11 protein-coding genes are annotated in these 14,568 nt (G+C 43.5%); 9 read left to right on the top strand and 2 right to left on the bottom strand.

The window, feature by feature from the left end:
- Positions 1-79: 79 nt before the first annotated feature.
- Positions 80-1,636: a stage V sporulation protein B gene (gene spoVB / locus MKX41_RS07670; RefSeq protein ID WP_340969374.1), complete on the top strand. Its 1,557-nt coding sequence runs from the start codon at positions 80-82 to the stop codon at positions 1,634-1,636.
- A gap of 388 nt (positions 1,637-2,024) precedes the next feature.
- Here spoVB and shc read toward each other — a convergent pair whose 3' ends face one another.
- Together shc and MKX41_RS07680 are read right to left on the bottom strand one after the other, a co-directional pair.
- Positions 2,025-3,917, bottom strand: coding sequence for a squalene--hopene cyclase (shc, locus tag MKX41_RS07675; protein WP_340969376.1), 1,893 nt, complete (start codon positions 3,915-3,917; stop codon positions 2,025-2,027).
- Positions 3,918-4,045: 128 nt separating this feature from the next.
- Positions 4,046-4,492, bottom strand: a complete 447-nt coding sequence (locus MKX41_RS07680) for an OsmC family protein (protein WP_042188137.1) — start codon at positions 4,490-4,492, stop codon at positions 4,046-4,048.
- 178 nt (positions 4,493-4,670) lie between these two features.
- On the opposite strand from MKX41_RS07680, the gene MKX41_RS07685 reads away from it, so the two are divergent.
- The 8 genes from MKX41_RS07685 (at position 4,671) to MKX41_RS07715 (ending at position 14,557) form a co-directional block, all read left to right on the top strand.
- Entirely contained in the window at positions 4,671-5,366 is a 696-nt protein-coding gene (locus tag MKX41_RS07685; protein ID WP_340969377.1) for a formylglycine-generating enzyme family protein, read from the top strand.
- Positions 5,367-5,472: 106 nt separating this feature from the next.
- Positions 5,473-5,763: a hypothetical protein gene (locus tag MKX41_RS32285; protein WP_405176747.1), complete on the top strand. Its 291-nt coding sequence runs from the start codon at positions 5,473-5,475 to the stop codon at positions 5,761-5,763.
- A 191-nt stretch (positions 5,764-5,954) separates the two neighbouring features.
- Positions 5,955-6,338: a hypothetical protein gene (locus tag MKX41_RS07690; RefSeq protein WP_339248126.1), complete on the top strand. Its 384-nt coding sequence runs from the start codon at positions 5,955-5,957 to the stop codon at positions 6,336-6,338.
- The gene (locus tag MKX41_RS07695; protein ID WP_076285740.1) at positions 6,325-6,810 is read left to right on the top strand and encodes a nitroreductase family protein; all 486 of its coding nucleotides are present in this window, start codon (positions 6,325-6,327) and stop codon (positions 6,808-6,810) included. Before MKX41_RS07690 ends, MKX41_RS07695 begins: the two co-directional genes overlap by 14 nt.
- An 11-nt stretch (positions 6,811-6,821) precedes the next feature.
- On the top strand, positions 6,822-8,561 hold the full coding sequence (locus MKX41_RS07700) for an ABC transporter ATP-binding protein (protein WP_340969379.1): 1,740 nt from the start codon (positions 6,822-6,824) through the stop codon (positions 8,559-8,561).
- Complete coding sequence (locus MKX41_RS07705; protein ID WP_340969380.1) at positions 8,548-10,401, top strand: ABC transporter ATP-binding protein; 1,854 nt, start codon at positions 8,548-8,550, stop codon at positions 10,399-10,401. Before MKX41_RS07700 ends, MKX41_RS07705 begins: the two co-directional genes overlap by 14 nt.
- A gap of 143 nt (positions 10,402-10,544) precedes the next feature.
- The gene (locus tag MKX41_RS07710; protein ID WP_340969381.1) at positions 10,545-13,076 is read left to right on the top strand and encodes a GH39 family glycosyl hydrolase; all 2,532 of its coding nucleotides are present in this window, start codon (positions 10,545-10,547) and stop codon (positions 13,074-13,076) included.
- 167 nt (positions 13,077-13,243) lie between these two features.
- Positions 13,244-14,557 (top strand): MFS transporter, encoded by a 1,314-nt coding sequence (locus tag MKX41_RS07715; protein ID WP_340969382.1) that lies wholly within the window; start codon positions 13,244-13,246, stop codon positions 14,555-14,557.
- Positions 14,558-14,568: the final 11 nt, after the last annotated feature.

A 14,568-nucleotide genomic window follows, 5' to 3' on the forward strand; every position in this document is an offset into this window, starting at 1 on the left:
CTTGTCTGCATGTACTTGTGTTTGTTCGAATAAGTTAGAAAGTAGGGCCAGGACAAACCATAGGTGGAGATGCGTAGAAATGGGGATGCGTAAACAAAGCTTTATTCGTGGCACGTTCATTTTAACCGTGTCGTCATTTTTTACAAAAGGGCTTGGATTTTTGAATGGCGTTTTGCTGGCACGTTTCTTAGGAGCCGAGGGGGTAGGGCTGCTTATGATTGCTCATCCACTGCTACCCTTGTTTATTACGTTGACAGAGCTGGGGCTTCCTGTTGCGATTTCAAAGCTTGTCTCAGAAGCTGAGGTTAAGCAGGATGAAGCGCGAGTAAAGCGAATTCTCAAAGTATCTTTAAGTATTACGGGTACGTTGAGTATTATACTAACTTTAGTGGCTCTATTTGGCTCCAAATGGATCGCGTCGGTTTTTTTAGCCGATCAGCGGGCGTATTATGCTATGGTCGCTATTACGCCGATCATTCCAATTATTGCGATGTCAGCTGTACTGAAAGGTTATTTTCGTGGGAAACAGAACATGAACCCGCTGGCCTTTTCCGATATTATTGAAAATTTGGCGCAAATCATTGTCATTATCGGTGTTGTCAACGTTTTGCTGCCTTATGGGATTGCTTATGCAGCTGCGGGCGCTATGGCGGCTTCCGTGATCGGCGAAGGTTTTGGTTTGCTCTATTTGTTTGCTGTCTTCAAATGGGCAAATCGAGGGAAGATCAAAACCACCCCACCGCCTAGTTCAAGTTTTTCACCCAAAGGAGACAGTACGTTGAAAGATCTGCTGCGCATCGGCTTACCGATGACAGGCAGCGGTTTTATTCATTCTCTCTATCATGCGTTTCTCCCATTGCTGATTACGAAAAGTCTAGTCCTGTTTGGTGTGGGGGTTGAGATGGCGACTAAGCAATTCGGACTTTTAGCGGGATATGCTCTCCCCATGTTGTTTCTCCCCAGCTTCTTCACACAATCGTTGTCCACTGCATTAATTCCGGCGATCAGCGAAGCAAGTGTGAGCAATAATAGCAAGCTTATGCATAGTCGGATGGATATGGCTATGCGATCCGCGCTTATTGTTGGTCTTCCATGTACAATCATCCTGTACTTATGGGCTGTACCATTAACTACTTTGATCTATCATTCGCCAGAAGCGGGCGAGCTGCTAAGGTTGATTGCCCCCTTATTTTTCCTTTATTATTTTGGAGCACCACTGCAAGCGATTCTGCTTGGTTTGGGGAAAGCATCAACCGTCATGTGTAACCATATTCTTACGAATATCTTTGAAGTGATTGCGATCTTTGTTCTCGGTTCTAATATTGGCATCGAAGGGGTTGCTATAGGGTTCGGACTGGGGCTTTTGCTGCTGACGCTGCTGAATTTTATGTCTGTGGCAGGAACGATCGGATTTTATTTTGACTTTCGCATTGTATTCAAGGTGGGTGCGGGAGGAATTATCATGACAATTTGCGGGATGACGGCTCATGGTATTCTGCAACGAATGGACCTGGGGCAGATCATTGAACTGTCCGGAACGCTAATCGTTTCATTGATCACCTATGCTGCAACATTGCAGGTAACTCATGCTTGGGAACGGTCACCGAAACCACCGACGATTACGCCTATTTCTTGAATGGGGATATTTCGGTATCGTGCTCCAAAAAGTAAATTGAGTAATGCAACCCTCTGTGTAACAGTATGAAGGCGGATGAAGGTAACGGGGAGCAGCGAGGTGTTTAACTGTATTTTGTACAGCTATAAATGGATGGGTGATTTAGAAGGAAGTGTAACGGACAAAAGTATTCAACCCCCGGTTCATAACATCAGAGCAACGATTCTCCATTAGCGGATGATCGCTGCTCTGATGTTTTTTACGAATTTTGTTTGAACTAATGAATACATACAGGAACGGGCTATTGGAAAGGGGAGCTAGATCCAAAAGAGGACTACATAAAGTCGCGATCTAGCTTTTATGAGACACTTTAGAAGTGAAACAGGACTACGCTAGTTATTACCGAGTATTATCCTTGACCGTATTTTTTTCTAAAATGACTCAGTGTGAGTAACGGCCAGATATAGCGATAACTATGATAATTGGAATAGAAATTACCGGGGAGACCAGCGCCAGTTGGATAAGAAGTTTTCCAATCCTCTTCATGAATAGACATGATTAATCTTTCAATCCCTTTTTCCACCGCAGCTGTTGATTTCGGCTGAATAGTGATGAGTGCGTCAAGCGCCCATGCGGTTTGGGAAGGCGTACTTTCGCCTAATGGTACATACTTCAAAAGCCGATCACTATGACAAGATTCCCCCCAACCCCCATCCGAGTTCTGTATGCTTAGGAGCCAATTCGCTCCTTTTTGCAATGTTTCATGTTCCAGTGGCAGGCCAACGGCCTGCAATCCTGTTAAGGCAGCCCAAGTCCCATAGATGTAACAAACGCCCCATCTTCCGTACCATGAGCCATCCTTCTCCTGATGCTGAATCAGCCATTTCACACCTCGCCCGATGAATTCGTTTCGCGTATCAAGGGCGGCAAAGTTCCCGAGATACTCCAAGGTGCGCCCGGTTAGATCTGCCTCCGAGGGATCAATAGCAGCAGATTTAGCCCCATCGATTGCGAGCCAAGTGAGCATTTCTTTATTGGTGTTTTTTTCAAAAGCTGGCCAGCCACCGTCTTTATTCTGCATCGATAGGACCCAGTTCAGTCCACGATTCCATGATTCTAGATAGGATGGCTGAGTTATTGATAAACTTCGAATGGCTCGTAAAGCAGCGGTCGTATCATCCACATCCGGATTAATCGTATTAGATTCTGAGAAACCCCATCCTCCCGGAGTCGTATCCGGATTATGAATACTCCAATCAGCTGTTTTATGCTGCTGTCTGGTCAGCAGATACGTAGTAGCGCGTTGAATCGCGAGATGATGATCGGGAATTTGTGCCTCCTGTAAAGCATAAGCGATTAGAGCCGTGTCCCATATCGTAGACGGAGAGTTTTGAATTGTTGTTTTACTTTCAGAACGGCATTGCATCGAGGTAAGCCCATCTATGGCATTCGTAATCAGAGGATGCTGCTGGTCATAGTCCAGAGCCAGAAGGGCATAGACCATAAGAATTGTGCTAGTTGCGTAACTGTATAGAGTCCCGTCGGATTCAATCCGCTGGAGAATAAACTGTTCTGCTTTGGTTCGGGCAACTTCGTGAATGTAGCGAGGGCTTCCAAGAAGTCTGCTTAGGCCAGTTTGAATAACGTCCTGCAGCTCATGATATCCACGGGAAGCGGGTTCAGCATCTTCAATGCGTGTGTCTATGAGATCAGATAGATCAGGAGCATTCGCTGTTGAGATCGAGAAACGTCGATCGGCCATAATAAGCATAGGCGTGAGATGCACTCTTGAGTAGCCAGAGAACTCAAAATAGTTAATAGGAAAATAAGACGGGAACAACAGAACTTCTAGGGGAATCGAAGAGATCGATAAAGGCCATTTGCTCTGTCCAGTAGCTGCGAGAATGACTCTGGTTAGGATGCTAGTTACTTTTCCAATTCCACCTTTGGATTGAATATAATGCTTTGCGCGCAATATCGGCTCATCTGTCACCTTACTGTACCCAGAATAGAGAAGGGCGTAGTAGGCTTCAACCGAGGTGGATAAGTTCCCATCTTCTTCATCTCTATACAAGTGCCAGAATCCAGCGGACTGTTGCTCAGCAAGAATGCGATCATGTAGCTGTCGAATCAGGGCTTCATTCTGTACGTTCAAAATCCGAAAGAGAATGATGACATAGGCATCGATAACGATTCCATTCTCAAAACAAAAATGCCAAGATCCATCTTGCTGCTGTTGATCAATCAGGAATGCCGTTAAACGCTCGATCTCATTATCTACTGTGCTCAGTATAGGATTCATTCCTTAGGTACCTCCGAGGTCCTTCATTTTTAGTATTATATGATGGATGAGAGGTTGAAATGAAAAAGGACTGTAAAGTTGCTTGATGCAACCTCACAGCCCTTGATACTATTTAGCTAATCAATCGGTTAATTTTCAATCACAATACGGTTCAGCTTAAGATTTACCGGGGCAGCAATCGTGTCACCAACAGGGCATTTGCTTTCTAAAAATTGTACGAATGCTTCGACCTTCTCGGCAGGGGATGGGGTCTTTATGTAGAATGTATATCGAATATCGGAATAGCCGGGACGGACTTCAGAACGGTTGAAAAATCCATCGAGGTCCAGATCACCTTCAACATCTACTCTGAAATCTTCAAGCTCTACCTCAAATTTGGAAGCATAAACTCGAGCCACAATAGATTGGCAGGCCCCTAAAGAAGCAAGCAAAGCTTCAACAGGATTCATTCCTGTATCCGTACCCCCAAGATTTTGTGGCTCATCGATGACGAGCTCGAATTGTCTTGCTTTAGTAATGACTTTAACCCCATCTTGTAAATGGGCAGTTGCTTTGAAAGTTTGAACATTTGGCATTTGTCTACACTCCTTCTTCTGGACAACCTGAATATAATTAGATATTTTGAACATTATGTAATTCATAGTATTTTTCTAGGAATTGTTTAGATTATAGTTCTAATCTTTATACCCTGTCAATACTTGATTAGTATTATTTGAATTCATACATCTTTAGGAGTTGGATTTTGTTAAAAAGATGGGAGGAGATAAAGTGTCAAACGAAATTGAACGCTACTTGAACAATCCAATGGTTAAAATTCTAGGGGGAGCAATAGAATTAAGAGACGATCGAATAAAAACTAAATGGAAGACTGAAATAAAACCATTTCTTCTTGCACCGAATCCTGTAACGGTGGATCTATACAATGCTATTACTAATAAAACAACGAAGTCATCCGTCGAAAATCATAAACCTGTCGTGAATGTATCTTGGAATGATGCTATTTCTTTCTGTAATCTGCTTTCTCAGAAGTCCGGATTGAAAAAAGCTTATATTATCAGCGATGATGGAGAACATATTATTTGGGATAGGGAATCCAATGGGTATCGACTTCCAACAGAAGCAGAGTGGCAATATGCATGTAAAGCAGAAACTACTGGCTATCAATATGGCGAGTTAGATAAGATAGCTTGGTACAATGAAAATTCAGATGGTGAGCTCCATGTAGTAGGTACGAAAGAACCGAACGCATGGGGGCTTTATGATATGTTAGGGAATGTTTGGGAGTGGTGCTGGGATTTATATGATGAACAAGTGTACGGCTCCTATCGGATTTTTCGAGGAGGCAGCTGGGCTGAAGACGCTAGGGGCTGTGGAGCAACCTGTCGTCGTCGCAGCCATCCCACATTTAGTGTGGATGATCTTGGATTTCGTCTTGCTCGATCTTTATAACATTAATTCGTCTCTACATTAATCAATTCACATTAACACAGAAAATGATTGTTCCTAAAATAGACTTACTACAGGAGGTGCTTCTAGAATTAGAAAGTTTGTAGCTATCTCCGTTGTAATTATTACTCTGCTCGTTCTAGGAATGTACGCAGCACTTCAGTTTAAATATAATTCACTTGAGAAAAACTTAAGAGAATATTTGATCACTGTTGAAGGATACTCTGAATCTGATTTACTGAGTATTAAAGCTAAACTGAGCTCAATGCCGAAGTTCCCTGTATATGTTAGATTTGCTAATGAACCAGATACGGATTATATTTTCACAGACAGAGATGCATCAGATTGGAAGCAACTAGATCCTAAGGAGCCGCAAAGATTAAAGAAGGTTAATCAATAGTTGAGATATAGCAAAAAATCTTGGTCAGTAAAATGAATAGCATCTCTCCAAGCTGACCGCACTCTGTGCGGTTTTTTCTTTGTGGATCTTGCTAATGAAAAAGATAACTTGACAGAAAACTATCGGACATATACATTTGTATACATAAACGAAACGTATACATATGTATACAAAGTAAAGGAGGAGTAAATATGCGTGATGGACATTTCGGAAAACGCGGTCATAGAGAACATGGGGATCACAAAGACCGTGGAGAGCATAGAGATCGCGAGCATATGAGCAGACATGGGATGGATTCTATGGATGGTCCCCCAAAAAGTGCTCAAACTTTTCGTCGCGGCAGAGCTCTAGCATTTTTGGAAAAGCTGAATGTGAATCGAGCCACTTTACAGCGGCAGCTGCAAACACCGGAGCTGGATTCGATTAAGCAAGTGATTAGCGGTGAATTGAAGGCAACGGAAGCGATCATTGAAGAGTTTATCCATATTTTTCAGATTCATGAAGTAACGCCGGAAGATAAGACTGTTGGCGAAATTAAAAAAGAGGAGAATGATCAAAAAAATGAAAACCATTGATCTTATAAAAACCCGTAGAAGTATTAAGCAATTTAAGGCGGATTCGATTCATGAGGATGATTTATTGAATTGGCTGGAAGCAGCTAGTTATGCTCCAAACCATCGTATGAACGAACCTTGGGAACTCCTATTTATCGGGCCTGAGACTAGAGCTAAATTAAAGCATAAGACGAATTTTGGAAGCGCTCCTGTCGTTCTTGCTATCTTATCTAAACCTGGTGCAACAGCGTTTGAACGTGATGAGAATGTTATGGCTGCCGCATGTTTCGCACAGAACTTCTTATTAGCTGCACATGAAGTGGGAGTTGGAGCCTATTGGGCTTCTTTAGGTGCTTTACCTCATAATCGTGAAATTCTAGGTGTCCCGCAAGATTACGATGTGATTGGACTATTTGGCATTGGATATCCGGAGGAAGTTCCAAATGCTAAGCCAAGAACACCGATGAAATCAAAAATCACATATTTATCTTAAAAGGTGATGGAATGTGGAAACTTAAGAGTTACTTAAGGCCATATTGGTTGTGGTCTGTGTTAGCACCACTTATGATGATGCTCGAAGTGTTTATGGATTTGCTTCAACCTACACTAATGGCAAGCATTGTGGATCATGGGATTATGACGAAAGATTTATCACATATTTATTCGACGGGATTGACCATGCTTGGAGTAGCATTTGTCGGTCTAATTGGTGGGGTGGGCTGCACCGTTTTTTCGAGTATCGCCTCACAAAATTTCGGGAATGATTTACGGATTAACCTGTTTGAACATATTCAGAAATTCTCAAACAAGAATCTGGATCAATTGAAGACGGGTTCATTGATTACTCGTCTAACAAATGATGTGGTGCAGCTACAAACCTTTGTTCAGATGATTTTGCGGAATATTCGCTCTCCATTGCTATTAATCGGCAGCTTGATAATGGCTATACGGATTAGTCCTTCGCTGACCCTTATCCTTGTCGTTGCCGTGCCATTGCTGGTTGCAATATTATATGGGTTAATTCGACTTTCTTTCCCTTTGTTCGAGAAAATGCAGGTCAAATTAGACGGCGTCAACACAGTATTGCAGGAAAATTTATCGGGTATTCGTGTAGTCAAAGCCTTCGTCCGTGCTAAGCATGAACAGAAACGGTTTAATACAGCGAACAAGGATTACACTGAGACTGCGATAAAAGCGGTGCGATTAATGTCGTTAAATATGCCGCTCATGATGCTTGTGCTCAATGTCAGTATCGTAGCTGTGCTTTGGTTTGGTGGGCTGCAGAGCTGGAACGGCTCCCTGCCGGTCGGTCAGTTAATTGCCTTCATTAACTATATCACCCAATTGTTGATGTCTATGCTGATGTTGAGCAATATGCTCACATTCTTCTCGCGTGCAAAGGTCTCCGCAGATCGGGAGAATGAAGTGTTTTCTACGATAAGCGAGATTACAAACGTAACCGAATCTAAAAAAGATACGATACTAAACGGTCGAATTGTATTTGACAACGTTTCCTTTGCCTATGATCTTGCGGATGAGAACCTCGTGTTAGATGGCATCAATTTCACTGCTGATCCAGGTGAAACTGTAGCCATCCTTGGAGCCACAGGCGCTGGTAAATCAACCTTGGTAAGCCTCATTCCACGCCTTTACGATGTTTCTTCTGGATCAATCACAATTGATGGTTCCGACACTCGGCAAATTTCTTTGGAACATTTACGTCGCAAGATCGGTTACGTTATGCAGCAAGCCATTCTGTTCAGCGGAACAATCCGTGATAATATCCGATATGGCAGACCGGAGGCTACGGATGAAGAAGTGGAACAAGCAGCAAAAGCTGCTGAAGCGCACCATTTTATTTTAGAGCTACCACACGGTTATGATACAGTGCTTGGCCAACGAGGCATCAACTTGTCCGGTGGGCAGAAGCAACGGCTTTCGATTGCAAGGGCGTTGTTAATACAGCCAACAATTCTCATCATGGATGACAGTACGAGTGCGCTCGATGCGGCGACTGAGTCACGAATTCGGCAAATGTTAAAAAAACGGCTGAGTAGCAGCACTAATATAATGATTGCTCAGCGTGTCACATCAGTGATTGACGCGGACCGCATCTTAATTCTAGAAAACGGCCGAATTGCTGTACAAGGTACACATGATGGTCTAATGAGTAGCAGTGAAATTTATCGAGACATCTGGAAATCACAGATGAAAGGGGAGGAGGTTCCTTATGTCAAAGCATGACAACGGCATGAACACTCCCCCTATCCATAGACCAGGCGGATTCGGACCAGGAATAGGACCGGGATCTGGCCCCGGACGCGGCGGCGCTGTGCCAATCGTGCGCGCCAAAAATCAAGCGAGCACGCTTAAACGCATCTGGACTTATTTGAATCGTCAGCGGTTCGGGTTAATCATTGTATATGTATTTACTGTGTTGAATGCACTTCTTTCATTGATCGGACCGTATCTCATCGGTAAAGCGATTGATACTGCGGTTATTCCACACGATTATCAGGGTCTTATTCGGTTTTGCATACTCCTTATTGGCATTTATGGGCTAGGCAGTGTAGTTGCCTGGGTGCAAGCATACGTCATGACATCTGTTTCGCAGAATACTGTTTTTGAGCTGCGCCGTGATCTGTTCAGCAAGTATCAGCAGCTGCCCATTAAATTTTTTGACACTCGGGCTAACGGAGAATTGATGAGCCGGGCAACTAACGATATAGAGAGTGTATCCAGCACACTCAATCAGAGTGTAACCCAATTGTTAAATAGTTTGATTACACTAAGCGGCTCCCTCGTTATTATGTTAATGCTGAACGTTCCGTTGACTGTAGTCTCATTAATCACGATCCCGCTCGTATTATTGGCTAGTCGAAAAATCATTGGTTTAAGCCGCACTTATTTTAGAAATCAGCAGCGACATTTAGGTGAACTTGGCGGGTTCATCGAAGAAACCATCAGCGGACAAAAGGTGGTCAAACAATACAGTAGGGAAGAGTCAGAAGTTAAACGATTCCGAAAAATAAGTGGAGAACTGAATAAGGTCAGCATTAAGGCACAAATCGTATCAGGATTAGTAGGACCCGTGATGAACATGATTAATAACCTTGGTTTTGCGATCATTGCCGGGGTTGGGGGTTGGATGGCTTTCCATAACATGGCTACGGTTGGTATAATCGTTAGCTTCCTTACCTATTCCAAACAGTTCGGTAGACCCATTTCTGATCTTGCTAACCAGTACAATTTAATTCAATCTGCAATCGCCGGTGCAGAGCGTGTGTTTGAGGTTTTGGAGATGCCGTCCGAATACGGGGATGAAGAAAGTGAGGATCTCCCAAGATTAACAGGGGAGGTTGTTTTTCAGGACGTTTCTTTTGCTTACAAAGCGGATTCCCCGATTCTGTCGGGCGTTACGTTTGAAGCAACACCTGGGGAGAAAATTGCACTCGTTGGCCCAACAGGAGCAGGTAAAACAACCATCGTTAACCTGCTGATCCGATTTTATGATTTGAATGGCGGTTCCATACGAATTGATGGTCGCGACATCCGAGAGCTGAATAAAAACGCACTTCGTAGTCAACTAGGGATGGTGCTGCAAGATGCGCATGTATTCTCGGGAACGATTCGTGAGAATATTCGGTTTGGCCGACTCGATGCGACCGATCAAGAGATTGAGCAAGCGGCGCAGCTAGCCAATGCGGATGCTTTTATCAAAAGATTGCCGCATGGTTACGAGACCCTCCTCAATGCAGAAGGCAGTAATCTGAGTCATGGCCAGCGCCAGCTGTTAACGATTGCTCGCGCAATTTTAGCTGATCCTGCCATATTAATTCTTGACGAAGCAACCAGTAGCGTGGACACACGTACGGAAATGCACATTCAACAAGCAATGAAGAATTTGATGAAGGGTCGAACAAGCTTTGTAATCGCCCACAGGCTAAGTACGATCCAGGACGCCAATCGCATACTCGTGATCCAGGGTGGAGGAATTGCTGAGCAAGGAAGTCATGAGGAGCTGCTTGCGATGCAGGGCGCCTATTACGAGTTATACAATACCCAGTTCAAACGAGCGATTTAAAGAAACATTTGTATAGCTAATAAAAAAACACTGACTTGGATCAGTGTTTTTTTATTAGCGAGGTGACCACAGACCATCGAATTGACCGCCGAAACGCTACATTGTATGCTACTACAAGATAATGTAAACAAGGAAGTGATTATTTGAGCCATTCCAGCTATGAGCAGCTTGAGACCGAAGGCAAATTACCGTTTGATGTTTCTTTACATAGCGTCAACTTTGTGCCGAATCACTGGCATATGAGTGTGGAGCTGATTTTTGTGCTGTCCGGCAATCTAGAGGTTTCGACCGGAAACCGTCAATATAGGCTTAAAAAAGGGGATATGCTACTCATTAACCAGTGTTACGTGCATGAAGTTATCGGATTAGATCAGAATATCATCGCTACCTTTCAAATCCCAACAACCTATCTTAAGCAGCATATCCACAATGTGGAGAAGATCAGCTTTGAATGTTATTCTGCTGAAGTCGGTCCTGAGAAGCAAAATGGCTTAGATAACATGCGTCAGCTCATGGCTGAAATGGTACAACTTAAGTATAAAGGCGGAGAAGCCTATGAGCTGGAGATGGAAGCACGTATGCTTGGGTTATTCTCTATTTTGGTCAAACAGTTCAAACTGCCAAATTCCGGCGAAGCGATGAATATAAAATATATGGAACGAATGATGAGCATCATCACTTATATAGATGAACATTATAAAGACCCGGTGTCGCTGCAGACAATCGCAGAACGAGAGTATTTGTCGGTGCCGTATTTGTCCAAATTTTTTAGCGAGAACATTGGGGTCAACTTCCAGACTTACTTAACCAGCATTCGTTTAAAAAATACCGTAGAAGCCCTTTTAAGAGATCAAGAGCATTCGCTTACTGAGCTGGCACTTGAGCAGGGCTTTCCAAACGCAAAATCTTTTTACGCTGCATTCAAAAGCCGATATCATATTACACCACATGAATATCGCAAAAAATATCGGCCTCAAACTCATGCGAAACAGGAAGGTTCTGCTTCCGGCTACTTAGCATTTAATCAATCCAGCGCACTGGGCATTGTTCGGCAATTCCTCCGGCGTAGTCAGTCGCACCAGCTTGAACCCGTACATGCGGTTGTTCAGCTATCTGCGAGTATTCCATTAGACAGGATTCAGCGGCAAATCCAGCATAGCTGGAAAAATATCATTACGATTAGTAAAGCAAATGAAGGACTTCAAAGTGATGTACAAGCTCATTTGAAATATGTACAAGAGCGGTGTCCGTTTCGCTATTTGCGTTTTCATGGAATTTTTGATGATTCAATGATGGTGTACCAGGAGGATCACGAAGGGCAGGCACATTTTAATTTTCGCTTTGTAGATCAGTTGTTTGATTTTTTGTTATCGATCGGCTTGAAGCCTTTTATAGAACTGGGGTTTATGCCTTTTGATCTCGCAGCAGACAGCAGTAAACATGTGTTTTATGAAAAGAGTTACGTGAGTCCGCCTAAATCCATGGACCGCTGGTGTGAATTGGTAGATCGGTTTATTCGCCATTGTCTCAATCGGTATGGTCTTGAAGAGGTGGAAAGCTGGAAGTTTGAATTCTGGAACGAACCGGAATATGGTTTGTTCTGGCCTGCGACGGAAGAAGCGTACAACGAATTGTATGCCCAAACGTTCGAGACCCTTAAATCCATCTCTCTGAACCTTCAGATTGGCGCTCCTGGTAGAATTATTACTCTGAACTCCAATGCGTTTTGTGAACAGTTTTTCGCTTTCTGCAAAGAACGGGGTTGTCTTCCAGACTTTATCCCGTTACATTTTTATCCGCATGAGGACATGGATGATCTGCTTAGTAAAAATTGGGAGCCTAAAGAACGATTAAGTGAAAAAGAAATATCTCCACTTACAGTAGAGGGGTTCAACAAAGTGTCCCCAAACCCCGATTATTTGAAGGAATCGCTGGAGCGTGAAATAGGGCTGCTCGCTGATTTGGGACTTAATGGTCAAGAGCTATATTTAACCGAATGGAATTCAACGGCATTTCATCGTGAACTGACCAATGACACATTATATAAAGCTGCATATATCGTAAAAAATATCATCGAAAATCTCGACAGTATCAATGGGTTCGGATATTGGGTACTGAGTGACAATATTGAAGAAACGGCGGCTTCATCCCGGATATTTCATGGTGGTCTTGGACTTATGGCTCAGTATGGAATTCCGAAAGCCGCTATGCATGCCTATGAAATGCTCGCTAAACTGGGGGATCGGCTAGTCGCACATGAAGAGGGTTATATTGTGGCGGCTGGAAGAGGTGGTTATCAGATTTTGGCTTATAATTACTGTCATTTTGATGATTTGTACGCGCTTGGTGATACTTCATTCATTACACCTACTAGTCGTTATAATGGCTTCAAAAACGAGAGGCATCTTAAAATTGAACTCACATTAACTGGATTACCATCTGGCAGATATAAGCAAGTGAACCATTCGATCAGCAGGGCACATGGCAGCAGCTTTGACAAGTGGGTAGAAATGGGGGCTCCACCCGTTCTGACTGTAGAGGACACTGCTTATCTAAAAGCTGCCTCTCTTCCAGGTAGACAGATTCAGATTCTTGAAGTAGGTGAAGGGCTTTCTGTTGTCATTAGAATGGAACCTCATAGCGTAGAGCTCATTGAGCTGACTCCATTGTTATGAGAAAATGAGTCAATTTTTAAGCTTCATCTTGATGAATGACATTGAAACGCTTTCATTTAGATTAAAAATGAACCTAAAAGTGTGTAATTGACCACCTCTCCTCCAAGAGGTGGTTTATTTTATAATCAAATTGTAAACGTTTTCTAAAAGGACGAGGAGGAATTACAATGACTGGAGCATCGATTAAAGGGCAGGTTCACACCCCTTTTCGTAGATTGACCTTTGGTATTCTGCTTGGTTACGGCATGATGATGCTGGCACTGATGACACCTGCCACCTTGCTGCTGACCTTTAAAATGATTGAAGTGGATCCGAATGGATATACCTCTTCCTATGGACTGGTTGCAGGAATAGGTGCATTCTTTGCTCTTATCGGAAATCCGATTGGCGGTGCACTCAGTGACCGAACCCATCTTTCGTTCGGACGGCGGCGCACGTGGATTATCCTAGGTCCACTAGTTGGCTGTGCTGCGCTGGTATGTACTGGTTTCGCCAACGAGCCTTGGCAGATCATGATTAGCTGGGCAGTCGCACAATTTTTCTTCAATGTAGGGATGGCAGCCTATACAGCGCTTATTCCAGACCAAGTACCTCAGGAGAAACAAGGGACAATCTCCGGATTAATCGGTCTCACTATTCCAATCGCTATGACGGTAGGGATGATCATGATGACAGTGATGACTTCAGTTTCTTCAGAAATTAAGTGGCTTTTGCTAGGTGTAATCGGCATCATAGGTCCACTTCTCAGTACGTTGATTATTAAAGAAGGTAAAGTAGAACTTGTTCCCAAGACACATAATCAAATATCGCTGGGTAAGAAGCTGAGTACGATTTTTCCTAGTCCACGTAAATTCCCGGAATTCTCTTGGGCTTTCGTATCCAAGTTCCTGATCATGATGGGATATTGTAGCACTTTATACCTCACAGTCATGCTGGTAAACCGGATGGGACTTACGGAAGAGCTGGCCACCGCAAAGGTTGCTACGATTAATATCGTTATGTTAGTGGGTGTTGCAATTACAAGTATCTTCGGTGGGGTGTTGTCAGATAAATTTGGTAAGCAAAAACCATTCCTGATTGTTTCAGGGTTCATCATTGCTATTGGGGTTCTGTTGTTTGCCTTTGTGCCAAGTTATCCGGCCTACATTGCCGGAGCTGCAGTGATCGGATTGGGCTTTGGCTGCTTCTCAGCCGTCGATATGGCACTCGTTGCACGGATTCTTCCAAGTAAAGAGGATTCCGCCAAAGACTTCGGGATTATGAACGTAGCTAATGCGTTGCCTCAGTCCATTGTTCCAGCAATCGCTCCTGTGCTGTTAGGCATTGGCAGCTGGACCTTCTTTTACATCTTCCTTGCCGTCTGCACTATACTCGGTATGCTGGCAGTGAAGCCACTTCCAGAAGTGGGAACAGAGAAAAGAGCTCAAACTGCTGAACTAACAGCTGTCGAAACGCAATCACAAAAAGCCAATCTGGTCTAAGAAAAAACAAA

Origin of the sequence: Paenibacillus sp. FSL R5-0475 (assembly GCF_038004585.1) — a bacterium.
Taxonomy (GTDB): Bacteria; Bacillota; Bacilli; order Paenibacillales; family Paenibacillaceae; genus Paenibacillus_AQ.